Source organism: Agromyces mediolanus, from assembly GCF_044917495.1.
Lineage (GTDB): Bacteria > Actinomycetota > Actinomycetes > Actinomycetales > Microbacteriaceae > Agromyces > Agromyces mediolanus_B.
In genome coordinates, this window is sequence record NZ_JAVSSI010000007.1 from 1 (window position 1) to 23,619 (window position 23,619).

A 23,619-nucleotide genomic window follows, 5' to 3' on the forward strand; every position below is an offset into this window, starting at 1 on the left:
CCCCCTGGCGCGCCGCCGCCCTCCGCCGCGTCGTCGACGCCTCGCTCGCCGCGTTCGGCGCCGTCGGCGCGCCCTCCACCTGGGTGCTCTCGAACCACGACGTCGTACGCCACCCCACCCGCCTCGCCCTCACCGTCGGCAACCTGCAGGGCCACGGCGTCGGCCCCCGCACCCCCGGCATCGGCGACCCCGCCACCGGGCTCCGCCGGGCCCGCGCCGCGACCGCGCTCATGCTCGCCCTCCCCGGCTCCGCGTACCTCTACCAGGGCGAGGAGCTCGGCCTGCCCGAAGCCATCGACCTCCCCGACGACGCCCGGCAGGACCCGACCTGGTTCCGCACGAACGGCGAACGCTACGGCCGCGACGGATGCCGCGTCCCCATCCCCTGGGAGGCCGGCTCGCCCTCCTACGGATTCGGACCGACGGATGCCTCCTGGCTCCCCCAACCCGCCGAGTGGGCCGACTACGCCCGCGACCGCCAACACGACGTACCCGGATCCACCCTCTCGATGTACCGCGCCGCCCTCCGCCTGCGCCGCGAGCACGCCCTCGCGAGCGGCACCCTCGAATGGGTCGAAACCCCCGGCGCCCCCGACGTCGTCGCCTTCACGAACGGGCCGCTCCTCGTCGTCGCGAACACCGGCGACACCACGGTCGCGCTCGACGAGGTCCTCCCCGACGAGCTCCGCACCGCAGCCGCAGCCCAGCCGCTCCTCGCCACGGGCGACGTCGCCCCTGGCATCCTGCCCGCAGACACCACCGTCTGGCTCGCCCGCTGAACACGCACCGATCCCTCGACGTGTCATCCGTCAGCGCCGCGTCGGATGACGAGTCGAGCGAAACAAACTCACAAATGGCCATGTAGATCGAAACGCTGTCAACGAACTCGATACAGATGACAACGAGATCGGTGTTTCACACAGAGCCCGGAAACGCAGAACGGCCCCCGAAGACGCAGAGCCCGGAAACGCAGAACGGCCCCAGCCGAAGCTGGGGCCGTTCTCATTCCGTGCGCCCGGAGGGACTCGAACCCCCAACCTTCTGATCCGTAGTCAGATGCTCTATCCATTGAGCTACGGGCGCATCAGATGCTGCCCACCGCACTCACTGCGATCAGGCAACCACGCCACTCTATCCCACGCCGCTCGCGATTGCGAATCGAGCGCCGTGCCGGACGAGGCATCCGCGGTCCGGCCCGGACCCGGGCCGACGCGGCCCGCGCCGCACGCCTCACCCCGCCCCGAGTTGCCCGACTTCCATGAAAGTCGGGCAACTCGGGAACCGGGCCCGAGAGCCGGGCTCGGAGCGCGAACGCACGAACGCGCGAACGTCGGCTACCCCTTGACCGCGCCGCCGAGCCCCGCGCCGCTCAGGAAGAGCCGCTGGAACACGAGGAACAGCACGATCGGGATGAGCGTCGAGATCGCGAGGGCCGCGAGGAACACGTCGAGCTCCGTCTGCGACTGCACCGCGGGCAGGCGCACCGACAGCGGCTGCACCGCCGGGTCGGGCAGCACGAGCAGCGGCCAGAGGAAGTCCTTCCACGCCGCGATCACGGCGAACACCGAGACCACGCCGAGGATCGGCTTCGACATCGGCAGCACGATCGACCAGAACACCCGGAACGGTCCCGCACCGTCCGTGCGCGCCGCCTCGAACACCTCGCGCGGCAACCCGTCGAAGAAACGCTTCACGAGCAGGATGTTGAACGCGTTCGCCGCGGCGGGCAGCCACACCGCCCAGTACGTGTTCAGCAGCGAGGTGTCGATGAGCGGCGGATGCAGCACCGTGAGGTAGAGCGGCACGAGCAGCACCACCGCCGGCACGAACAGGGTCGCAAGCACGAGCCCGTTCAGGATCGGCGCGTACTTCGGCCGCAGCACCGAGAGCGCGTAGCCCGCGGTCGTCGCGATGAGCAGCTGGAAGAACCAGGAGCCCGCCGCGACCCAGATCGTGTTCAGGAAGTACTGGTCGATGTGGATGTCGTTCCACGCCGTCTCGAGGTTCGCCCAGTCGATCCCGTTCGGCCAGAGCTCGAAGGGATGGCTGAGCGTGTCCTGCGTCGGCGTGACGGCCGCCTTCGCGAGCCAGAGCAGCGGCCCGAGCCCGGCGACGACGAGTCCGACGAAGAGCACCACGTGCACGCCGGCCATCGAGACGCGCACGCCCCGCTTCCGCCGGTCGTGCCCACTCAGGATGCCGCGGTCGGCGTCGCCGTCGGCACGGTCGCGGCGGCGCGTGCCGAGGCCGGCGAGCTTCTGCCGCAGGGCCACGGAGGGCTGGGCCGAGGAGGGGGCGGGGGCGGTCAATTCGTGCTCCAGCGGTCGGTGAGCTTGAAGTACAGCCAGCTGAGCAGCCCGAGGAACACGGCCAGCATCAGGCTGAGCGCGGTGGCCTCGCCGTAGGCGCCGCCGAGGCTGTTCTGGAAGGCGTAGCGGTAGATCAGCAGGAGCACCGTGAGGGTCGCGTTGTTCGGCCCGCCGCCGGTGAACAGGTACGGCTCGAGGAACACCTGCGCCGTGCCGATCACCTGCAGGATCAGCATGATGAAGAGGATGCCGCGCAGCTGCGGCAGCGTCACGTGCCAGATCTTGCGCCAGATGCCGGCGCCGTCGACCTCGGCCGCGTCGTAGAGCTCCGGCGGCACCGCGATGAGCGCGGCGAGGTAGATGATGATCGAGCCGCCGGCCGCGGCCCAGGTCGCCTCGATCACGAGGGAGGGCATGGCGGTCGCCTGGGATTGCAGCCAGGGCTGCGGCGGGATGCCGACCCAGCCGAGGATCGTGTTGAAGACGCCGTCGGGGCTCGCGTTGTAGAAGACCTTCCACAGCAGCACCGCGACGACGGGCGGCACCACGACGGGCAGGTACGCGAGGGCGCTGTACAGTCCCTTGCCGCGGCGCACCTCGCTCATCAGCACGGCCATGATGATCGGCAGCGGGAAGCCGAAGACGAGCGCGAGGCCCGCGAAGTAGAGCGTGTTGACGACCGCGGTGCCGAGGTTCGGGTCGGCGAGCACCCGGGCGAAGTTGTCGAGGCCGACCCACACCGGCTCGCTGATGAGGTTCGTCTTCTGGAAGCTCATGATCACCGAGCGGGCGATCGGCCCCCAGCTGAAGACCCCGAACACGATGAGCATGGGCGCGAGGAAGGCCAGGTTCCACAGGCCTCCCCCGCGCAGCCACGTGAGCGGGGTGCGACGGCGGCGGCGCGATGGGGTGCGCGCCGCCGCCTCGGGCGACGGATGCCCCGCGCCGGCCTCGGCCGGGGCATCCGTCTGATCGATCGCGGTGGTGCTCACTGGTCGAGCAGCGCCTGCGCGTCGGTGTCGAGCTGCGTGAGCAGCGCGTCGATGTCGGCGTTCCGGTCGGTGAGGACCGCCTGCACGACGTTGTCCATCAGGGCGTAGATCGGCTGGGTCTGGCCCTTGAACTCGCCGACCGGGCTCTGGTCGAAGATGCCCTCGGTGAAGCCGGTCATCTGGTCGAGCGGAACGTTGATGTAGTCCTTGATCCACTCGCGCGACTCGAGGTAGGTGTCCTGGTCGAGCACCGGCAGCACCGGGGTGCCGACGGCCTGGTCGCTCGCGGCCAGCGCCTTCGCGTCGGCGACCGCGGCATCCTGATTCATCAGCTTCTGCATGTAGTACCAGTCGATCCAGGTGACCGCGGCCTTCTTCGTGTCCTCGTCGATCGTGGGCGCCACGACCGCGATGTCGCCGCCGCCGAGCACGCCGCCGCCGTCCTCGAGCGGGATGACGGTGAGGCCGTACTTGCCCGAGTCCATGCCGTAGTCGCGCACGAGCGCCGTGTAGACGTCCGAGCCGCTCGTGTACATGCCGATGTTGCCGGCCGCGAACTCCTGGTTGATGCTGCCCCAGTCGAGGTCGAAGTTCGCGCCCATCGAGTTGTCTTCCCAGCGCAGGTCGTGCAGGTACTGCAGCGTCGCCTTCGTGGCCGGGTTGTTGATCGTCGAGGTGAAGGTGCCGTCGTCGTTCGCGGTCTGCAGCTGGGCGCCGCGCGAGTCGGCCTGCGCCGACAGCTGCCAGCCGCCGGTGCCGTTGCTCGTCATCGTCGCGTAGCCGGCCTTGCCGGTCTTCTCGGCGATGGTCTTCGCCGCGGCCCGCACCTCGTCCCAGGTGGTCGGCGGCTGGTCGGGGTCGAGGCCCGCCTGCTCGAACAGGTCCCGGTTGTACTGGAGGCCGTTGGCGTAGGCCTGGCGGGGGAAGCCGTAGATCTTGCCGTCGCTGCCGGTGACCTCCTCGAGGAGGATCGGGTTGAACTTGTCGGTGTAGCCGAGCTCGTCGATCTCCTTCGTGAGGTCCATCAGCTGGCCGTTCTCAAGCAGCGTCTTGGAGTCGGTGAAGGGCACGGTGAACACGTCGGGCAGGCTGCCGCCGGCGAGCTGGGCGGCGAAGGTCGGGGCGGTCCACTCGTACTCGACGCCGACGATGTCGATGTCGGGGTGCTCCTTCTCGAACTGCTTCTCCTGCTCGGCGAAGGCGTCGTAGGCCGCCTGGTCGGCGCCGGGCGGGAAGGTGGCGACGCGGAGCTCGAGCTTGCCGTCGCCGTCGCCGCCCCCGGAGGAGCAGGCGGCGAGGGCGCCGACCATGGCGAGCGCGGCGATGCCGGCCGCAACGGTGCGTGTTGACTTCATTGTCGGTCCTTTCGGTGCTGTGTGGTGCGGTGGATGGTGCGTGGGTCGTGCGGGTGGTGCGCTCGGTGATGCAGGCGGATGGAGCGGGTCAGGGCGCCGCCGGCACGGCCCGCGGCGCGGTGCGCAGCCAGGCGGTGGCGTCGGCGGCGAGCCGTCCCTCGTCGAGCGGGGCGCTCGCGAGGAGGATCGACTCGTGCGGCGGCAGCTCGATCGGAGCAGTGCCGAGGTTCGTGATGCTGAGGAATCCATCGCCGCGGCGGAAGGCGATCGCTTCGGGACCTGCGTCGACCCACTCGAGCGCGCCGGAGCGCAGCGCGGGTTCCGCACGACGGATGCCGAGGGCTCGGCGGTAGAGCGAGAGCATGGAGGCGGGGTCGGCCTCCTGCGCCTCCACGGTGAGGCCGGACCAGTCGGCCGGCTGCGGCAGCCACGGGGCCGCCGCGGCGCTCGCGGGGCTGAAGCCGTACGGCTCCGCGAGCCCGCGCCAGGGCAGCGGCACCCGGCAGCCGTCGCGGCCGGGGTCGATGCCGCCGGAGCGGAAGTGCATGGGGTCCTGCAGCACCGCGACGGGCAGCTCCGCCTCGGGCAGGCCGAGCTCGTCGCCCTGGTAGAGGTAGAGCGAACCGGGCAGCGCGGCGGTGAGGAGTGCGGCGGCGCGGGCGCGGCGGGTGCCGAGGGCGAGGTCGCTCGGCGTGCCGAAGCGCTTCTTGCGGAAGGCGAAGCTCGAGTCCTCGCGGCCGTAGCGGGTGACCGGGCGGGTGATGTCGTGGTTCGAGAGCACCCAGGTGCTCGGGGCGCCGACGGGGGCGTGCACCCGCAGCATGAGCTCGATCGAGGCGCGCAGCTCGGCGGCGCTCCACGGCCGGGTCATGAAGTCGAAGTTGAAGGCCGTGTGCATCTCGTCGGGGCGGAGGTAGGCGGCGAAGCGCTGGGCGTCGGGCAGCCAGATCTCGCCGACGAGCACGCGGGGGTCGTCGTAGCTCTCCGCGATGCGCCGCCAGGAGCGGTAGAGCTCGTGCAGCTCGTCGCGGTCGATGTGCGGGTGCTCGCCGGGGCCGGGCTCGGCGGGGTAGTCGGGCAGCTCGGGGTGCTTCATGAGCTGGGCGGCGGAGTCGATGCGGACGCCCGCGACACCGCGGTCGAACCAGAAGCGCAGGATCTCCTCGTGCTCGCGGCGCACGTCGGGGTGGTTCCAGTTGAGGTCGGGCTGCTCGGGCGTGAAGAGGTGCAGGTACCAGTCGCCGGGCGTGCCGTCGGGGTTCGTGGTGCGGGTCCACGGCTCGCCGGTGAACTCGGAGACCCAGTCGTTGGGCTTCTCGTCGCCCGCCGGGCCGCGTCCGGGGCGGAACCAGAACCGCTCGCGCTCGGGGCTGCCCGGCCCGGCGGCGAGGGCCTCCTGGAACCACACGTGCTCGTGCGAGACGTGGTTCGGGACGATGTCGATGATGGTGCGGATGCCTCGCGCCGCGGCGTCCTCGATGAGCTGCTCGGCGTCGGCGAGGGTGCCGAAGGCGGGGTGGATGTCGCGGTAGTCGGCGACGTCGTAGCCGCCGTCTGCGAGCGGCGAGGGGTACCAGGGGGTGAACCAGAGCGCGTCGACGCCGAGTTCGGCGAGGTAGTCGAGCCGGCTGCGGACGCCCTGCAGGTCGCCGATGCCATCGCCGTTCGAATCGGCGAAGCTGCGCACGTACACCTGGTAGATGACGGCGCTGCGCCACCAGTCGGCGTCGCCCGCGGGGGCGCCGGGGCCGGCCGTGGTGGCGGTGAGTGGCATGGTCACGCGGTGGTGCTCCTCGTCGTTCGGCGCGCCGTCGCGTCCGTGACGACGGCGTCTTGTCGGTCAACGTAATGAGAGCAACAGGATGATGCAACTATTCAACAAATCGACAAAATGTTTCGACGACTTGCGTGGAATTGCGTCAGCGGCTTGCGGCTGGAGCGCAAGCGGCATCCCCGTCCCAACCTTCCCGAGTTGCCCGACTCTCATGAAATTCGGGCAAGTCGACAGGGTGGGCGATCCGAGTTGCCCGACTCTCATGAAAATCGGGCAAGTCGAGATCAGGGGGCGGTGAGGGAGTCGACGGGGGCCGGGGCGGGGGCCGGGGCGGGGCCTGTCGAGCCGCGGACGACGAGCTCGGGCGCGAAGAGCACCTCGTCGCCGAGGGCGCGCTCGCTCGTCATCTGGCGGAGCAGCAGCTCGATCACCATCTTGCCCATCGCCTCGATCGGCTGCCGCACGGTCGTGAGCGGCGGCTCGGTGCAGTTCATCAGGGCGGAGTCGTCGTAGCCGATGACCGACACGTCCTCCGGCACCCGGAGCCCCGCCCGGCGCACCGCCCGCACGGCGCCGAGGGCGATCGGGTCGCTCGCGCAGACGATCGCGGTGACGCCGGCCTGCAGCAGCTTCGCCGCGGCCGCCTGCCCGGACTCGAGGGAGTACAGCGAGTGCACGATGAGCTCGTCGTCGAGGGCGAGGCCGTGACGTTCCGCCATCCGCCTGGCCGCGGCGAGCTTGCGTCGGGACGGCACGTGGTCGCGCGGCCCGAGCAGGATGCCGATGCGCCGGTGACCGAGCTGCACGAGGTGCCCGTAGCCCTGCTCGATCGACATGGCGTCGTCGCACGAGACGGTCGCGAAGCCGAGCCCGTCGACGGGCGCGTTCAGGAGCACCGTGGGCAGCTTCAGCTCGACGAGCCGCTCGTAGTGCTCGTGGGAGGCATCCGCCTGCGAGTACGCACCACCGGCGAACACGACGCCCGAGACCTGCTGGTGCAGGAGCAGCTCGACGTAGTCCGACTCCGAGACCCCGCCCGCGCTCTGGATGCAGAGCACCGGGGTGAAGCCGTTCTGCGCGAGCCCGCCGCCGATCGACTCGGCGAGCGCGGGGAAGATCGGGTTCTGCAGCTCGGGCATGACGAGGCCGACGAGCCGGGCGCGCTCGCCGCGGAGCTTCGTCGGCCGCTCGTAGCCGAGCACGTCGAGCGCGGTGAGCACCGCGTCGCGCGTGGAGGCGGAGACGCCGGGCTTGCCGTTCAGCACACGGCTCACCGTGGCCTCGCTGACCCCGACCTTGCGTGCGACATCCGCCAGCCGTCTCGACATGCGAGCAATCGTATGCGAACTCCGCGCAAGAACTCGACCATCCTGGCGGGCATCCCGGCGCGTAGGCTGACGGCATGGGCAAGCTGGTCTACGGCGCCTCGTTGCGCGAGTTCGACATCGACGACCGGACCCTCGCCCACCTGCGGGTGGCGGTCCTGAACAAGCTGCGGCGCTCGGAGTCGTTCGCACTCACCTGGGAGCACGGAGTCGACCGCGGCTCGGGGCGAACCACGGTCTGGCTGAACGAGTCGATCCCGGTGCAGTTCGTGTTCAGCGGCAATCGGCCGCCGAAGCTCAACCGGCTGTGGATCGAGCAGCTGCTGCTTTCGGCGAACAGCGCCGGCGGCCTGCAGCACGTGCCGGAACCCGACGAGTCGGAGCCGTTCGAGTCCGAATAGCGCGACCCGGATCGCACGACGGCGCGCGACCGCGCGCGGCGGATCAGTCGCCGGACTTCGCCTCGTCGACGCTGTGCTCGACCTCCTGCACGTCGACGCCGACGTGCACGGGCTGGTCCGGGTCGGTGGGGATGGGGTCGGTGTCGAGGTGCTCCGGCACGAGCTCGATCCCGCCGGTGCTGTTCGCCGAGCGCATCAGCTCCTCGATCCAGCGCATGCTGAGGTCGGGGCGCTCGGGTTCGTCGAAGACGAAGCGCAGCGGGATCGACGGATGCATCCACAGCGTGCTCCGGCCCCGCTCCTGCTCCTCGGCGTGCTGCCAGGAGAAGGTGAAGCTCTCGTTGCGGCGCAGCTTCGTCGTGATCGCGACCTTGAGGTGCGCGAGCGCGCGGTCCTCGATGCCGATCGGCGTGCCGGAGTCGCCGTAGTAGAGCGTGCCCATGCCCCGATAGTACGCCGATCCGACCGGCAGGAAGACGACCGGGGACGCCCTGTCAATCCCCTGCCGGGCCGCGGGCGACGGGAGCTACCGTGGGCCCGAACCGGGAACGAAGGGAGCACCCACATGCCTGGACGACGGAACGCCTCGCTGAAGGACCCGGAGCTCTACGAGAAGCTCCGCGACGACGGCGCATCCAAGGAGAAGGCCGCGCGCATCTCGAACGCCGCGGCGAACGAGGGCCGGAGCGCCATCGGACGCAAGGGCGGTTCGCACGGCGACTACGAGGACTGGACGGTCCCCGAGCTGAAGAAGCGCGCCAAGGAGCTCGGCCTCTCCGGCTATAGCGGCAAGCGCAAGGCCGAGCTCGTGCGGGCGCTGCGGAACCACTGAGCCGCGGAACCACTGAGCCACCCCGCTCACGGCCGCGCCGGTGGCGGCTGAGCCGCGCCGCGGCATCCGGCGACCGAGCCCCTGCTCAGCCGCCCTCGCGGCGCACGCCCGCCGGGTCGAGATCGGGGCGGAGCCCGCGCCACCTGGCGTGGCGCACGACGCCCGTGCGCGTCCACGCCCCGAACTCGATCTCCCCGACGAGCTCCGGGCGCACCCAGACGGCGTCGGCCGCGTCGGCCGCCGGCACGTCGAGGAGCGGCGAACGGTCGACGGCGAGCGCATCGAGCCGCTCCAGCAGCCGATCGAGCTCCCGCTCGCGGAAGCCGCTGCCGACCCGGCCGACGTACTCGAGCCCGCGCTCGCCCGGCACGCCGAGGAGGAGCGAACGGATCCGCCCGGTGCGCGTGCCGACGCCGCGCCGGTAGCCGCCGATGACGACCTCCTGCGTGCGCGCGAGCTTCAGCTTCAGCCAGTCGTCGCTGCGCTCCCCCGAGCGGTACGGCGAGTCCCAGCGTTTCGCCATCGCGCCCTCGAGGCCGAGCCGTTCGGCCTCGGCGAGCGCGTCCGCGAGCGGCATCCCGGCGAGCGCGGGGACCTCGACCGGGACGCGGGCGGTCCCCGGCCGCAGGAGCCGTTCGAGCCGCTCGCGACGTCGCCGGTACGGTTCGTCGACCGTCGGCGAGCCGGCGAGTTCGAGCACGTCGAAGAGCAGCAGGCGCACCGGGATGCGCGGCGCGGTCTTCGCGATCTCGCGCGGGTCGGCGAGGTTCATCCGGTGCTGCAGCAGCCCGAAGTCGGGCCGGCCGTCCTCGTCGAGGGCGACGATCTCGCCGTCGACGACGGCGTCGGCGCGGAGGGCGCCCGCGAGTCCGGCGAGCTCCGGGTAGACGTCGGTGACGTCGCGACCGGTGCGGCTCGCGAGCCGGGTCGCGCCGTCCTCGGCCCGGGCGAGCACGCGGATGCCGTCCCACTTCCACTCGATCGCCCGGTCGTCTCCCACGAGTCCGGGCGCCCCGGCCACGGCGAGCATCGGCGCGTACGGGATGCGCGGCGGGCGGGCGGCGCGCGGCGCGGCCGGGGCGAGCGGCCCGGCCGGGGCGAGCGGCGACGCGGATGCCTCCAGCGGAGCCGGGGTCTCGGATGCCTCCAGCGGAGCCGGGATTCCGGATGCCTCGGGCGCCGCGGCCGGGGCCGGCTGCCGCGGCCCGGCGCGCTGGTCCTTCATCCGGTGCAGCAGCCAGCTGCTCTTCTCCCCCTCGCCGTCGGTGCGGATGAGCGCGAGCCGCACCCGGCCGAGCGGCCCGCCGACGCTCCCGTCGAGGGTGAAGATGAGCTCGTCGTCGCGCCACTTCTCGAGCTCGTACACACCCGAGTCCCACACCGTCATCGACCCGGCGCCGTACTCGCCCGCCGGGATCGTGCCCTCGAAGGCGAGGTACTCGATCGGGTGGTCCTCGGTCTGCACGGCGAGATGGTTCACCCCGGTCGTCTCGGGCACGCCCTTCGGCACCGCCCAGCTCCGCAGCACGCCATCGCGCTCGAGCCGCAGGTCGAAGTGCAGCCGGCGGGCGTGGTGCTCCTGGATCGTGAACCGCCGGCCCGCGGCATCCGCCCCGCCCGAGGCGTCCGCCCCGCCCGCGGCATCCGCCCCCGCCCCCGCGATGCGCTCGCGGGCCTCGGGGATGGGCTCGGGCGTCGCCCCGGCCGTGCGCTTGGCCCGGTACGCGTCGAGCGCGTCGCCGCCGGATGCCGCGGCGGACCGTCCGAGCGGCGCCATCGGGTCGCCCGACGCCGCGACCCGCGCGAGCACCTCGTGGAACTCGAGCTGCCCGAGCCCCGGCGCCTCGAGCTCGGCCCAGTCGCGCGGCGCCGCCACGGTCGGCCGTGCGCGGCCCCGGAGCGAGTACGGCGCGATCGTCGTCTTCTTGCCGTTGTTCTGGCTCCAGTCGATGAGCACCTTGCCGGTGCGGAGCGTCTTGCGCATGCTCGACACGACGAGCTCCGGATGGTCGGCCTCGAGCGCCCGGGCGAGCTCGTGGGCGACCGCCGACACCTGCTCCGAGCTCTGCGCGCCGTCGAGGCCGGCGTAGAGGTGCAGCCCCTTGCTGCCGCTCGTGACCGGGACCGCCTCGAGCCCCATGCCGCCGATCAGGTCGCGGACGAGCCGCGCCACCTCGGCGCACTCGGCGAGGCCGACGCCGTCGCCCGGGTCGAGGTCGAAGACCATCCGGTCCGGGTTCGCGGCGGAGCCGTCCGGCGCGAAACGCCACTGCGGCACGTGCAGCTCGAGCGCGGCCTGCTGCGCCAGCCAGACGAGGCTGGCCCGGTCGCCGGCGATCGGGTACGTCTTCGGCCCCTCGGAGTGCTGGATGACCCCGCGGCGCAGCCACTCGGGCGCGTGCTCGGCGAGGTTCTTCTCGAAGAACGGCGTCTGCGGATCGGCCGCGGTGCCGACGCCGTGCACCCAGCGCTTGCGGGTGACGGGACGCCCGGCGACGTGCGGCACCATGACCGGGGCGATCTCGGCGTAGTACGAGATCACCTCCCCCTTGGTGGTGCCCGTCTCGGGGTACATGACCTTGTCGAGGTTCGTCAGCCGCAGCCGGCGACCGTCGACCTCGACGAGGTGGCGCTCCGCTTCCGCCATGCCCCCATCCTGCCCGCTGGCGCCCGTCGGGGCGAGGGCGGCGGGGCAAGGGGGTTCCGGTGGGGCGGCCCTGGGTGTTCACTGGGGGGATGCGAGCCGTCTGGAAGGGCGCGGTCACGTTCGGTCTGGTGAACGTGCCCGTGAAGCTGTACAGCGCGACCGAGGACCACGACGTGAGCCTGCACCAGGTGCACGCCGAGGACGGCGGCCGCATCAGATACCAGCGCAAGTGCGAGGTGTGCGGCAAGGTCGTCGCCTACCAGGACATCGACAAGGCGTACGACGACGGCGAACGCACCGTCGTCGTCACCGACGCCGATCTGAAGGCGCTGCCGGCCGAGCGCAGCCGCGAGATCGAGGTCGTCGAGTTCGTGCCGAGCGCGCAGATCGACCCGATCATGTTCGACCGCTCGTACTACCTCGAGCCCGACTCCGCGTCGAGCAAGGCGTACGTGCTGCTGCGGGAGACGCTGGAGTCCACAGACCGGACCGCGATCGTGCGTCTCGCGCTGCGGCAGAAGACCCGGCTCGCGGCGCTCCGCGTGCACGACGACGTGCTCGTCGTGCAGACGCTGCTCTGGGCCGACGAGGTGCGCGAGGCCGCGTTCCCGGCGCTCGACGAGCCGGTGAAGATCAGCGACACGGAGCTCGCCCTCTCGAAGCAGCTCGTCGAGAGCCTCGTCTCCGACTTCGATCCGACGCAGTACGTCGACGAGTACCAGCAGGAGCTGCGCACGCTCATCGCCGCGAAGCTCGAGCAGGGCGACGCCCTCGACACGGCGGCCACCTTCGGCGAGGAGCCGGAGGAGGAGGGCGCCGAGGTCATCGACCTGATGGAGGCGCTGCGGCGCTCGCTCGCGGCGAAGCGCGGCGACGGCGCGGATGCCTCGGACGAGGCGGATGCCGGAGACGGGGCCGAGGGGTCGGACGAGGCGGATGCCGCGGACGACGGCACGGCGAAGCGGAAGACCGCCGCGAAGGCCGCGCCGAAGAAGCCGGGCGCGGCGAAGGCCGGGGCGAAGAAGGCGCCCGCGAAGAAGCCGGCCGCCAAGAAGCGCGCCTCCTAGCCGGAGGTCGCGGGGCGGTGAACGCAGAACGTTCACACCTGAACACAAGTTCCAGATGTCCGACGAACGGATGACTTGCTCCACATCGGATACCCGATGAGGCTGGGCAGGACGGCCGACGAACGGACTGAACCAGCAAGATGCAATTGGACCTGAAGCTCCTCGCAGCTCCCGTGCTGACCGTCTCCGTGATGTTCGGGCTGACGGGATGCTTCTCGGATGCTCAGAGCCGAGCACAGATCGACTTGGTCGAAGCATTCGTCGATCAACCGGTCGATCCCGACTGGCCCTACCTGGATGCGGTTGACGTCACCGCGTCGACGTGCACAGGCAACGTCGCCTGTCAGCAGGCGGTTCAGAGCGAGTACGTCACCATACTCAAGTTCGCGGACCTCGACGACGCCTCCGACTATGCGGCCGCGCTCGGCGGAGATGGTGTGCAGATCGACCCGCTCGTCATTGCCTTTCACGACGATTCCCTCACAACCGAGCAGCGGCTGGCGATCATCCAGAGCGTTTCCGGAATCAACGCGAGCAGCCCCGACTGATCCGCTCGGGCTCACGCTCCAGGGCGGCATGCGCGCCCTGGGAGAGCGCGGCTACGCCGCCGCCTCCCAGCGCGGCCGCGGCACCGAGTCCACCAGCAGCCGCGTGTACGGATGCTCCGGATCGCGCAGCAGCCGATCGGTCGGGCCCTGCTCGACGATCTCGCCGCGTCGCATCACGACCGCCCGCTCGCACACCCGCCGGACGACGCCCAGGTCGTGGCTGATGAACAGCACGGTGAGCCCGCGCTCCTCGCGGAGGCGTGCGACGAGATCGAGCACCTGCGCCTGCACCGACACGTCGAGCGCGCTCGTCGCCTCGTCCATGACGAGCAGGTCGGGCTCGATCGCGAGCGCGCGGGCGATCGCGACCCGCTGGCGCTGCCCGCCGGAGAGGGTCTTCGGGCGGGCGCGGGCGTGCCGCTCGCCGAGGCCGACGGCGTCGAGCAGTTCGCGCGCCCGCACCTCGGCGGCCGCGCGGCCCAGCCCGGTGTGCAGACGCAGCACGTCCTGGATGGCCCGGCCCGCGGGGATGCGCGGATCGAGGGACAGATAGGGGTCCTGGAACACCATCTGCACGCTCTTCGCGTGCGCGAGCCGTTCCTCGCGGCTGCGCGGCGTGGCGGTGCGCTCGCGGCCCGCGATGCGGAGCTCGCCGCGGTCGGCCCGCTCGAGCCCCACGATCATGCGGGCGAGGGTCGACTTGCCCGAGCCGGACTCGCCGACGACGCCGAGCGCGCCGCCGCGCGGGATCGCGAGCTCCGCGCCGACGACCGCGTGCACGGGCGGGCGGCCGCGGAGCTGGTACGTCTTCGCGAGGCCGTGCACCTCCAGCATCGGCTCGGCACGGTCGGCGGGCGAGGCGCCGGCGGGCGTGACAGCGGCTGACGGGGCATCCACGGGCGAGGCATCCGCCGCCGAGGCATCCGCCTCGCCGTTCGCGCCGCGCACCGCGATGCTCGGCGTCGCCAGGATGAGCCGCTTCGTGTACTCCGCCTCCGGCTCGGTGAAGACGCGGCGGGCGCCGCCGGCCTCCTCCACCCGGCCCGCGCTCATCACGACGACGCGGTCGCAGAGCGACGCGGCGAGGTTCAGGTCGTGGGTGATGAACAGCATCCCCATCCCGCGCCGCTCGCGGAGCTCGACGAGGACCCGCACGATCTCCGCCTGGGTCGTCACGTCGAGCGCCGTGGTCGGCTCGTCGCAGATGAGCAGCTTCGGCGAGCTTGTGAGCGCACCGGCGATCATCACGCGCTGCAGCATGCCCCCGGAGAACTCGTGCGGGTACTGCCCGAAGTGCTCCTCGGGGCGGGGCAGCTGCACGTCGGCGAGGAGCTCGATCGCCCGCGCCCGCGCCTCGGCGGCGGACTTGCCCTCGCAGCGCCGCAGGGTCTCCGTCATGTGGTCGCCGATCGTGCGCATCGGGTTGATGCCCGCGCGCGGATCCTGGAAGATCATCGCGGCCGAGTGCCGGCGCAGGTCCAGGATGTCGCGGGCCGGAGCCCCGATCACCTCACGCCCGTCGAGGCGGACGTGCCCGCCGAGACGGGAGCGGTCCGGCACGAGGCCGAGCACGGTGCGCGCCGTCAGCGACTTGCCCGAGCCGGACTCTCCGACGAGCCCGACGGTCTCGCCCGCGGCGACCTGCAGCGAGATGCCGTCGAGCAGGCGCGTCCCGTCGTGGAGCTCGAGCGTCAGCCCGTCGATGTCGAGCAGCTGGCTCATGCGGGAACCCCTCCCCCGATGCGGTCGGAGAGCTCTTCTCCGATGATGTTCACGGCGACGACGACGAGCACGACGGCGACGGCCGGCACGATCGCCGGGAGGAAGTACCCGCCCGCGACGCCGGACTGCGCCTCGTTGATCATGGCGCCCCAGTCGGGCGTCGGCGGCTGCACCCCGAGTCCGAGGAACGAGAGGCCGGCGAGCTCGGCGAGCACGTAGCCGAAGTTCAGCGTCGACTGCGCGCCGACGATCGGCGTGACGTTCGGCAGCACCCGGCGCAGCGCGATCCACGCACCGCCGAAGCCCTGCACCCGATACGCCGAGACGTAGGGGCGGGTGCGCTCCGCCTTCACGAGCGCGCGGGTCAGCCGGGCGACGAACGGCGCGTAGGCGATGCTCATCGCGATCACCGGCGCCACGAGCCCTTTCCCGAACAGCGCGACCGCCATGATCGCGAGGAGCAGCGAGGGGAAGGCGAACAGCACGTCGAAGACCCGGCCGAGCACCGCGTCGATCCAGCCGCTGCGCCAGCCGGCGAGGAGGCCGAGCAGCATGCCGATGATCGTCGAGCCGATGACGACGAGGAGCGGGCCGAGGAGGGCCGTGCGCGCACCGTAGACGAGCCGGCTCAGCAGGTCGCGGCCGAGGCCGTCGGTGCCGAGCCAGTGCGCGGCGCTCGGCCCGGCGTTCACGGCGGTGAAGTCGACCGCGTCGGGCGGGTACGGCGCGACGAACGGGGCGAAGACGGCGGCGAGCGTCATCACCGCGACGACGCCGCACGCGATGCCGAAGACGAGGCGGGTGCGGTGGGCGCGGGGTGCGCGGAGCACCTTGACGGCGAGAGTGGGGGTCGGGGTCGTCATCTGGCACTGGCTCCTGCGGCGGACCGGGGATCGATCCAGGGTTCGGCGAGGTCGACGATGGCGTTCACGACGACGAAGGCGGTGACGACGAGCATGACGATGGCCTGCACCACCGGGAAGTCGAGGCGGTCGACGGACTGCACGAGCAGCGAGCCGATGCCGGCGAGGCCGAAGGCCGCCTCGACGATCGTCGAGGCGACGAGGAGGCCCGCGACGAGCACGCCGCTGACGGTGAGGATCGGCCCGAGCGCGTTGCGGAAGACGTGCCGCCGGATGACGGTGGCGCGCTTCAGCCCGCGGCTCGTCGCGACCTCGACGTGCTCGCGGCCGAGCTGCTCGACCATCGAGGAGCGGGTGACCTTGCCGACGAGCACGACGAACACGATCGCGAGCGCGATCGAGGGCAGCACCAGGTGATAGACCATGTCGCCGAAGCCCTGCCCGGAGCCGAAGGTCGGGAACCAGCCGAGCTGCACCGCGAAGACCGCGATGAGCACGATCGAACCGACGAAGGAGGGGATGGCGCTCAGCACCGTCAGGCCGATCAGCGTCAGCCGGTCGAGCGGGCGTCCCTTGTTCAGCGCAGCGACGACGCCTGCGGAGAGGCCCACGATCGCGATCAGGAGGCCCGACATGACGACGAGCATCAGGGTCACGGGCAGCCGCTCGCCGATCACCGTCGAGACGTCCTGGCGGTACTGCAGCGATCGGCCGAAGTCGCCCGTGAGCGCGCCGCCCAGCCAGTTCAGGTACTGCTGCCACGGCGGCAGGTCGAGCCCGAACTGGGCGGTGACCTGCGCGATCGCCTCCGGGCTCGGCTTGCGGCCGCGGAGGAGGAACCGCACCGGGTCGCCCGGCACGAGGAAGCGCGAGAAGAAGACGAGCAGCGAGGCGAGGAAGAGGGTGAGCGCGAGCCCGCCGAGCTTGCCGGCGACCCGGCGGACGCCCGCCGCCGACCATCGGCCCCGCCGCGGGGTCCCGGCCGCCGCCTCGCGGGCGGCGACCGAGACCGTGCTGCTATCGAGCGCCAATGGTGGCCGCCCACGGGTAGTAGAGGAAGGCGATCGAGGGCGCGACGCCCGTGATGCGCTCACCCACGAAGACCGGCATGGGGCCGGCGAAGAGCGGCAGCCACGGCAGTTCCTCGTTCGCGATGTGCTGCAGCTCGCTCGTGAGCTTCGCGCGCTCCTCGGCGTCCATCGTGCCGACCGCCTGGGTCGCGAGCTCGTCGAACTCGGGGTTCGACCAGTTGCCGTAGTTGCTGAACTCGCCGGTGCGGAGCACGCCGTACATCTCCAGGGGGTCCGGGCTCGAGAGGTACCAGACGGTATAGAAGAGGTCGACGCCCTCGCGCGCGCTCGGGTCGGAGAATAGGGCCGTGTACGCGTTCGGCGTCACCGTCCGGATCTCGGCCTCGAGGCCGATCGACTGCGCCGCGGCGGCCGTGGCCTGCGAGACCACGTTGAAGTCGTTGCCGATCGGCGCCGTGACGAAGACGATCTTCTCGCCCGCGACGCCGGCCTCCTCCACGAGGGCCTTCGCCTGCTCGAGGTCCTTCGGGTACTCCTCGAGCCCGGTGAACGCCTCGTCGCGCGTGGCCTCGGACGCCGCTCCCCAGACGGACTCCTGCGTGAGGGCGTTCGACACCTCGCCGTAGCCCTTCGCCGCGGCATCCAGGATGCCCTGCCGGTCGAGCGCGAACATGAGCGCCTTGCGCACCCGGAGGTCGCCGAGCGGCCCCTCGAGGTTCGAGACGATGAGGTTCGAGGTCGCGGTGCTGAGGCCGAAGTACACGTCGCCGGCGCCGGAGGCCTGCAGCTGCGGGATGCCGTCGACGGGGAGCATCCAGCTGCCGTCGACGTCGCCCGACTTCAGCGCGTTGATGCGGGCGGTGGCGTCGTTCATGAAGACGAAGCGCACCTCGCCCGACTTCGCCCGGAGCGACTCGTCCCAGTAGTCGTCGAAGCGGGTGAGCGTGATCGACTCGCCCGACTTCCACTCGCTGAGCTCGAACGGCCCGGTGCAGTTCACGAGCCCGGTCGAGTTGCCGTAGTCGGCGCCGTCGGCGGCGAGCGTCGCCGCGGACTCGACCACGCCGGCCGACCCGCCCATGCCGAGGTTGAACTGGGAGTCGGGGATCGTGGTGGTCACCGTCACCTGGCGGTCGCCGGTCTGCTCGATCGACGCCACGTTCTGGTAGACGGAGTACCAGGAGGAGCCCACCGCCGGGTCGAGGTGGCGGCGCATCGAGGCGACGACGTCGGCGGCGGTGAGCGGGGTGCCGTCGTGGAAGACGACCCCCTCCCGGATCGTGTAGACCCAGGTCGTCGGGCTCGTCTGCTCGTACGACTCGGCGAGCCCCGGGCTCAGCGTGTAGTCGGGGTTCAGCCGCAGCAGCGATTCGCAGACGTTCGACAGCACCATGTTGTCGGCGTAGTCGAACGCGTAGGCGTAGTCGAGCGAGTAGGGCTCGGCGTAGTTCGCCCAGGTGAACGAGTCGATGTCGCCGGACGGCTCCGGCGTCTGCGCGGTGAGCTCCCAGTCGGGGGCGGTGGGCGTCTCCGCGGCGGGGCTGCAGGCGCTGAGCGCGAGCGCGGCGGCCGCGGCGCCGGCCGTGAGCGCGACGATGCGCCGGCCGGTGCGGGGTCGGAGGACTGGCACGCCGGAAGTGAGCGCGACGATGCGCCGGCCGGTGCGGGGTCGGAGGACTGGCATGGGGGCTCCTCTGGTCGTGGGTGCTGGACGGTGGGTGCTGGTCGTGGGTGCTGGTCGTGGATGCTGGTCGGGGCGGTGGATGCCGGGCGGTGCTCGTTCGCTGCCGGAAGCCGCCGCGGCTCAGTCCGCGTCGAGGGCGACGAAGACGCGCTCGCCCTCGATCCAGGTCGAGCGGACGGCGGCGCGATGGAGCTCCTCCGGCGGGAGGCCGAAGGGGTCGGGGGCGATGACCACGAGGTTCGCGAGGTATCCCTCGCGCACGTGGCCCGTGTCGTGGTCGCGGTGGTTCACCCAGGCGCTGCCCGAGGTGTACGCGGCGAGCGCGGTCTCGAGCGCGAGCCGCTGGTGCGCGCCGCCGAGCGGCTCGGCGTCGAGGCCGGGGGCGACGCGGGTGACGGCGATGTGCACGGCGGCGAGCGGGTCGGCCGAGGAGACCGGCCAGTCGCTGCCGCCGGCGAGGCGCGCGCCGTCGCGCACGAGGTCGCCGAAGGGGTACTGGCGCGCCTCGGCGCCGTCCTGCAGGAACGGCAGGGTGAGCTCGTCGATCTGGTCCTCGTGGGTGGCCCAGAGCATCTGCAGGTTCGCGACGGCATCCAGCTCGGCGAAGCGCGCGGTGTCGCCCTCGTCGATCACCTGGAGGTGCGCGAGGTGGTGGCGGCCGTCGCTCGGGCCGTTCGCGGCCCTGGCCGTCTCGACCGCGTCGAGCGCCTCGCGCACGGCGCGGTCGCCGAGGGCGTGGAAGTGCACCTGCATCCCCTCGGCGTCGAGCCGGGCGACGGCGTCGCGCAGCAGCTCCGGGTCGATGAAGGAGAGGCCGCGGTTGTCGGTGTCGTGCCCGTGGTGGTCGCGGTAGGGGGCGAGCATCGCGGCGGTCTGGTTCTCGGCGACGCCGTCGACCATCATCTTCACGGTGCCGAGCGAGAGCCGGTGCTCCGCGCCGAGGGCGGCGATCTCGTCGCGGAGGGCGAGGATGCCGTCGATCTGCTCGAGCCCGGCGTCGCGGCGCCACCACTGGGAGCCGACGACGTGCACCTTGAGCTCGCCCTCGTCGAGCGCGCGCCGGTAGGCGACGACGGGGTCGTGCACGGCGCCGCCCTGGCCGACCATCGCGTCCTGCCAGCCGGTCACGCCGAGCGCGAGCAGCTCCTGCTGGGCGCGGAGCAGGCCGCGGTAGGCGAGCTCCTCGCTCGTGGCCGGGCGCACCTCGGCGAAGAGCTCCATGGCGCCCTCGTGGAAGGTGCCGGCGGGCGACCCGTCGGCCTCGCGTTCGATGCGGCCGTCGGCCGGGTCGGGGGTGGTCGCGTCGAGGCCGGCCGCGCGGATGGCGGCGGTGTTCGCCCAGGCGCTGTGGTGGTCGCGGCTCATGAGGAGCACGGGGCGGTCGGCGACGACGGCGTCGAGGAGGCCGCGCGCGGGCGCCCCGCCGGGGTAGTGGTCCATGGACCAGCCGCCGCCGAGGATCCACGGCTCCTCGGGGTTCGCCGCGGCGTAGTCGGCGACGATCGCGAGGGCCTCCTCGGCGTTCGCGCCGGCGCTGAGCTCGCACTGGAGCAGCTCGACCCCGCCGCCGACGGGGTGGATGTGCGCGTCCTGGAAGCCCGGGGCGAGGAGCGCTCCGTCGAGCTCGACGACACGGGTGCCGGGTCCGCGGAGCGCGGCGGCGTCGGCGTCGGGGACGACCGCGGTGATGCGGCCGCCGGCGACGGCGACCGTGTGGTCTCGGAGGGGGGACCCGGTTCCGGTGAACACGGACCCGCCGGTGAACAGGACGTCGGCAGTCACGTCGCCTCGCTTCCTCATCGAACGGACGAGGCGAGCGTAGCCACAGCGCAACACTGATGTCAACAGTGTTGACAGAACCGTTGCGCGGCTTGCTACGCTTCCCGAGCCGAGCGAGGTGCACGCCGCACGATCCGCGCGGCGCGAGCGGCGTGGCAGCATGGGAAGCCACGTGGAGCGAAGGAGCCCGATGACGACAGCGACCGGTGCTCGCGGCGGCCCGTCCGCGCGCGGCAAGGCGAGACTCGACCACGACACGATCGTCGCGGCGGGGCTCGAGCTCGCCGCCGAGACCGGGGGCATCACCCTGTCCGTGCGGGAGCTCGGCGCCAGACTCGGCGCCGACCCCACGGCGATCTACCGGCACTTCCGCAACAAGGAGGAGCTGATGCAGGCGCTCCTCGACGCGCTCAACGCGCGCTCCGTCGCCACGGTCACGGCGCCGCGCGAGGACTGGCGCGCCCGGCTGCGGCAGCTCTCCGGTGCGACGCTCGAACTGTTCAGCGCCCACCCGGCGATCGCCGCGGAGGCCGTCGTGCTCACCACCCACGGCCGGGGCGAACTCGACGCGGTCGAGCTCATGCTCGACGCCTTCGCGCAGGCCGGGCTCGCCGACGAGGAGCTCGTGCGCCACTACGCGCTGCTGGCCTCGCACGTGCTCTCGACGGCGTCGGGCATCGCCCGGAGCCGCAGCGAACGGGGCGCGAACGCCGACGGGACGAGCCCGTGGTTCGACGGCCCGGTGCTCGCGGACCCGCGGAGCCACCCGCGGGTCGCCGAGTTCGGGCCGCGGCTCGTCGAGCTCGAGGACCGGGACCTCTTCCAGCACGGCGTCGAGGTCATCATCGCCTCGGCGGAGCGGGCGGCCGCGGGGCGCTGAGCCGACGAGGCCCCGCCGCACCCCGGGAAACGGCGGAGCGCGCGGCATCCGGGGAGGGATGCCGCGCGCTCTCGGATGGAGGCGGGCGCCGTCAGGCGGCGCAGGCCTTCGTGACCTCGGAGGCGGCGGTCTGGATGGCCGTCTGCTGCGCAGCGAGCGCGTCGGCGTCCTGCGTGCCGTCGGCCGGGATGGTCGCGGCGTAGTCCGCGGCATCGCCCAGCGCGCTCTTCAGGCCCTCGAGCGCGTCTTCGACCTTGGTGTCGTCGCCGGCCTGCTCGTCGAGCGCGTCGACCCGGTCCTCGAGGCCCTCGAGGTAGGTCTTCGTCGCGGCGCCGTCGGTCGCGGTGGCGAGCGTGTTCTGCGCGCCGTTCGAGACGTTGCGGACCTCGCTGCGGATGGTGTCGCAGCCGCTCGGCGCCGCCGAGGCGTCGCCCGAGCCGGACGTGGCGCAGCCCGAGAGCAGCAGTGCACCCGCGAACACGAGTGCCGTCGTCGTCATGAATCGTTGCATTGTGTGCAACCTCCCCTGTTCTGTTGTGACCACGGGAGTCTACGCCGCACCGCCGACGCCGGCGTGCCAGCCCCAGTCCGGGTGCCGTTCCGGCGGGCGGGCCGGGGCGCCCGGGACGCGTCGGGGCGTCGCGCCTGGATGCGCCGGGCCGATCAGGCCGTCGCGAGCCCGATCCAGAGGGCCGCGACGCCGAGCAGCGGCGGACCGAGCTGGATGAGCGCGGCCCGCGCCTTCGACGGGCTCGACAGCAGCAGCACGAGCCCGGCGGCGACCATCATGCCCGCACCGGCGAACACGAGCGTCGCCCCGACGGCGGGGGCGCCGGCGAGGAACGCGACGACGCCGGCGAACACCGCGATCGCGAGGAAGAGGTTGTAGAAGCCCTGGTTGAACGCGAGGGCGCGGGTGAGCTGCGCCTCCTCGTCGCTACGGATGCCGAAGGTGGCCCGGGCGCGCGGCCCCGTCCAGACGAGCGACTCGAGGACCCAGATGTAGACGTGGATCAGCCCGCCGATCGCGGCGAGCACGAGCCCCGCGGCGATCATGCCGCCGCCTCCGCGACGCGCTGCAGGTGCAGGAGCGGGAACGGGCGGCCCTCGCCGTCGAGCTCGGAGCGGCCGACCTCGACGAAGCCTCGGCCGAGGTAGAAGCGCCGGGCGACGGGATTCTGCTCGTTCACGTCGACGCGGAGCTCGCCGCCGTCGGCGCCGACGTCTTCCAGGAGGAGCGTGCCGATGCCCTGGCCGTGGAGCGCCGGGTCGACGAAGAGCATGTGGATCTCGCCGTCGTCCTGCGCGATGAAGCCCGCGACGACGCCCTCGGCCTCCCCGTCGCCGAGGACCGCGACCCGCAGGTCGCCGAGCTGGGGCAGGTAGCCCGCGACGACCTCCTCGTACCAGTCGATGTCGGCGGGCGCGAGGAAGTGATGGGTCGCCTCCACGCTCGCGCGCCAGAGCTCGAGCAGGCGCGGATGGTCGCTCGGCGCGGCGGATCGGATCGAGGATGCCATGCAAGCACGATACGCGACGCCGCCGACGGCGTCTCCCGTTCACCCGAGTGCGCGAGGATGGCTGCATGTCCGTGTCCGCCGGCGATCCCCTGCTGCAGTCGATCGAGATCGTGACGCCCGCGGGCGATCCCGCCGGCGAGGCGTGGGAGTCGCACGCGCACGAGCGGCACGAGCTGCTCTCCTCGATCACCGGCGTCGTCACGGTCGAGACGGGCGCCCGGGTACACGTGCTGCCGCGCGGCTCCGCGATCTGGATCCCCGCCGACTGCGCGCACGCGGTGCGCGCCTCGGCGGGCAACACGATGCGGTGCACCTGGTTCGCGGCCGCCGCCCTGCCGGACGCGCTCGCCCGGCCGGCGGTGCTCAGCACCTCCCGCCTCCTCGACGACGTGCTGGTGCACCTCGACGAGGACCTCGCCCCCGAGCGCCGGCGCCGGGCGGAGGCCTTCGCCCTCGATCTGCTCTCGCTCGCCGCCCGGCCCGAGGAGGGGCTCCCCCAGCCGGCGAGCCCCTGGCTCCGCGAGGTGACCGCCGCGCTCGCGGCGAACCCCGCCGACGACCGCTCGGTCGAGGAGTGGGCCGCGGTCGCGGCGGTGAGCGTGCGCACCTTCACCCGGCACTTCCGGGCCGAGACGGGACTGCCGTTCTCCGGCTGGCGGACGCGACTGCGGGTGCGCTCGGCGATGGCCCAGCTCGCCGCGGGCACGGGGGTCGCCGCGGTCGCCCGGCGGGTGGGCTTCGAGTCGCCCTCGGCGTTCGCGACGGCGTTCCGCCGGGAGACGGGTTCCTCCCCGTCCGCGTTCGCCGCCGGCTCACGGCCGGCCTGAGCCCGCCGGGCCATCCGGGCGCGTTCCGGCCGGGGCATCCTGCGTTCCGGCCGGGGCATCCGG

At 72.3% G+C, this 23,619-nt stretch carries 22 protein-coding genes and 1 tRNA gene; 7 read left to right on the forward strand and 16 right to left on the reverse strand.

The window, feature by feature from the left end; translation table 11 throughout:
- Positions 1-779 (forward strand): alpha-amylase family glycosyl hydrolase (locus ROT00_RS11215; protein ID WP_404774884.1); only part of this gene is annotated, 779 nt, incomplete at its 5' end.
- A gap of 231 nt (positions 780-1,010) precedes the next feature.
- Here the strand turns inward: ROT00_RS11215 and ROT00_RS11220 are convergent.
- The 6 genes from ROT00_RS11220 to ROT00_RS11245 form a co-directional block, all read right to left on the reverse strand.
- Positions 1,011-1,083, reverse strand: a tRNA-Arg gene (locus tag ROT00_RS11220).
- A gap of 251 nt (positions 1,084-1,334) precedes the next feature.
- A complete protein-coding gene (locus ROT00_RS11225) occupies positions 1,335-2,267 on the reverse strand; it encodes a carbohydrate ABC transporter permease (RefSeq protein ID WP_404775208.1) in 933 nt (310 codons plus the stop codon).
- 38 nt (positions 2,268-2,305) lie between these two features.
- Positions 2,306-3,301, reverse strand: coding sequence for a carbohydrate ABC transporter permease (locus ROT00_RS11230; protein WP_404774886.1), 996 nt, complete (start codon positions 3,299-3,301; stop codon positions 2,306-2,308).
- Positions 3,298-4,656, reverse strand: coding sequence for an ABC transporter substrate-binding protein (locus ROT00_RS11235; protein ID WP_404774888.1), 1,359 nt, complete (start codon positions 4,654-4,656; stop codon positions 3,298-3,300). The genes ROT00_RS11230 and ROT00_RS11235 overlap by 4 nt, the downstream gene beginning before the upstream one ends.
- 88 nt (positions 4,657-4,744) lie before the next feature.
- Entirely contained in the window at positions 4,745-6,430 is a 1,686-nt protein-coding gene (locus tag ROT00_RS11240; RefSeq protein ID WP_404775210.1) for a glycoside hydrolase family 13 protein, read from the reverse strand.
- Positions 6,431-6,714: 284 nt separating this feature from the next.
- Positions 6,715-7,758 carry a LacI family DNA-binding transcriptional regulator gene (locus ROT00_RS11245; RefSeq protein ID WP_404774889.1) on the reverse strand — a complete coding sequence of 348 codons (1,044 nt, stop codon included), beginning with the start codon at positions 7,756-7,758 and terminating at the stop codon, positions 6,715-6,717.
- A gap of 74 nt (positions 7,759-7,832) precedes the next feature.
- On the opposite strand from ROT00_RS11245, the gene ROT00_RS11250 reads away from it, so the two are divergent.
- Positions 7,833-8,156, forward strand: a complete 324-nt coding sequence (locus tag ROT00_RS11250; protein ID WP_404774890.1) for a DUF7882 family protein — start codon at positions 7,833-7,835, stop codon at positions 8,154-8,156.
- 43 nt (positions 8,157-8,199) lie between these two features.
- Here ROT00_RS11250 and ROT00_RS11255 read toward each other — a convergent pair whose 3' ends face one another.
- On the reverse strand, positions 8,200-8,598 hold the full coding sequence (locus ROT00_RS11255; RefSeq protein WP_404774892.1) for a DUF7882 family protein: 399 nt from the start codon (positions 8,596-8,598) through the stop codon (positions 8,200-8,202).
- A gap of 123 nt (positions 8,599-8,721) precedes the next feature.
- On the opposite strand from ROT00_RS11255, the gene ROT00_RS11260 reads away from it, so the two are divergent.
- Positions 8,722-8,988: a DUF7218 family protein gene (locus ROT00_RS11260; protein WP_404774894.1), complete on the forward strand. Its 267-nt coding sequence runs from the start codon at positions 8,722-8,724 to the stop codon at positions 8,986-8,988.
- An 85-nt stretch (positions 8,989-9,073) separates the two neighbouring features.
- Here ROT00_RS11260 and ROT00_RS11265 read toward each other — a convergent pair whose 3' ends face one another.
- Complete coding sequence (locus ROT00_RS11265) at positions 9,074-11,635, reverse strand: ATP-dependent DNA ligase (protein WP_404774895.1); 2,562 nt, start codon at positions 11,633-11,635, stop codon at positions 9,074-9,076.
- An 89-nt stretch (positions 11,636-11,724) separates the two neighbouring features.
- On the opposite strand from ROT00_RS11265, the gene ku reads away from it, so the two are divergent.
- Both ku and ROT00_RS11275 read left to right on the forward strand, forming a co-directional pair.
- The gene (gene ku / locus ROT00_RS11270; protein WP_404774897.1) at positions 11,725-12,702 is read left to right on the forward strand and encodes a non-homologous end joining protein Ku; all 978 of its coding nucleotides are present in this window, start codon (positions 11,725-11,727) and stop codon (positions 12,700-12,702) included.
- Between the two features lie 140 nt (positions 12,703-12,842).
- Positions 12,843-13,250, forward strand: coding sequence for a hypothetical protein (locus ROT00_RS11275; protein ID WP_404774898.1), 408 nt, complete (start codon positions 12,843-12,845; stop codon positions 13,248-13,250).
- 51 nt (positions 13,251-13,301) lie between these two features.
- Here the strand turns inward: ROT00_RS11275 and ROT00_RS11280 are convergent, their stop codons facing one another.
- The 5 genes from ROT00_RS11280 to ROT00_RS11300 form a co-directional block, all read right to left on the reverse strand.
- A complete protein-coding gene (locus tag ROT00_RS11280) occupies positions 13,302-14,972 on the reverse strand; it encodes a dipeptide ABC transporter ATP-binding protein (RefSeq protein WP_404774900.1) in 1,671 nt (556 codons plus the stop codon).
- A complete protein-coding gene (locus ROT00_RS11285; RefSeq protein WP_404774902.1) occupies positions 14,969-15,835 on the reverse strand; it encodes an ABC transporter permease in 867 nt (288 codons plus the stop codon). Before ROT00_RS11285 ends, ROT00_RS11280 begins: the two co-directional genes overlap by 4 nt.
- A complete protein-coding gene (locus ROT00_RS11290; RefSeq protein ID WP_404774904.1) occupies positions 15,832-16,866 on the reverse strand; it encodes an ABC transporter permease in 1,035 nt (344 codons plus the stop codon). Before ROT00_RS11290 ends, ROT00_RS11285 begins: the two co-directional genes overlap by 4 nt.
- Positions 16,853-18,550 (reverse strand): ABC transporter substrate-binding protein, encoded by a 1,698-nt coding sequence (locus tag ROT00_RS11295; protein WP_404774906.1) that lies wholly within the window; start codon positions 18,548-18,550, stop codon positions 16,853-16,855. Before ROT00_RS11295 ends, ROT00_RS11290 begins: the two co-directional genes overlap by 14 nt.
- A gap of 120 nt (positions 18,551-18,670) precedes the next feature.
- Positions 18,671-20,350 carry an amidohydrolase gene (locus ROT00_RS11300; protein ID WP_472974910.1) on the reverse strand — a complete coding sequence of 560 codons (1,680 nt, stop codon included), beginning with the start codon at positions 20,348-20,350 and terminating at the stop codon, positions 18,671-18,673.
- Between the two features lie 169 nt (positions 20,351-20,519).
- On the opposite strand from ROT00_RS11300, the gene ROT00_RS11305 reads away from it, so the two are divergent.
- Positions 20,520-21,209 carry a TetR/AcrR family transcriptional regulator gene (locus ROT00_RS11305; protein ID WP_404774910.1) on the forward strand — a complete coding sequence of 230 codons (690 nt, stop codon included), beginning with the start codon at positions 20,520-20,522 and terminating at the stop codon, positions 21,207-21,209.
- A gap of 91 nt (positions 21,210-21,300) precedes the next feature.
- Here the strand turns inward: ROT00_RS11305 and ROT00_RS11310 are convergent, their stop codons facing one another.
- The 3 genes from ROT00_RS11310 to ROT00_RS11320 form a co-directional block, all read right to left on the reverse strand.
- Positions 21,301-21,708, reverse strand: a complete 408-nt coding sequence (locus tag ROT00_RS11310) for a hypothetical protein (protein WP_404774912.1) — start codon at positions 21,706-21,708, stop codon at positions 21,301-21,303.
- A 164-nt stretch (positions 21,709-21,872) separates the two neighbouring features.
- Positions 21,873-22,265 (reverse strand): DUF1304 domain-containing protein, encoded by a 393-nt coding sequence (locus ROT00_RS11315; RefSeq protein WP_404774913.1) that lies wholly within the window; start codon positions 22,263-22,265, stop codon positions 21,873-21,875.
- Complete coding sequence (locus tag ROT00_RS11320; protein WP_404774914.1) at positions 22,262-22,729, reverse strand: GNAT family N-acetyltransferase; 468 nt, start codon at positions 22,727-22,729, stop codon at positions 22,262-22,264. The genes ROT00_RS11315 and ROT00_RS11320 overlap by 4 nt, the downstream gene beginning before the upstream one ends.
- A 65-nt stretch (positions 22,730-22,794) precedes the next feature.
- Here ROT00_RS11320 and ROT00_RS11325 point away from each other — a divergent pair, with 65 nt between their 5' ends.
- Positions 22,795-23,556, forward strand: coding sequence for a helix-turn-helix domain-containing protein (locus ROT00_RS11325; protein WP_404774916.1), 762 nt, complete (start codon positions 22,795-22,797; stop codon positions 23,554-23,556).
- Positions 23,557-23,619 lie beyond the last annotated feature (63 nt).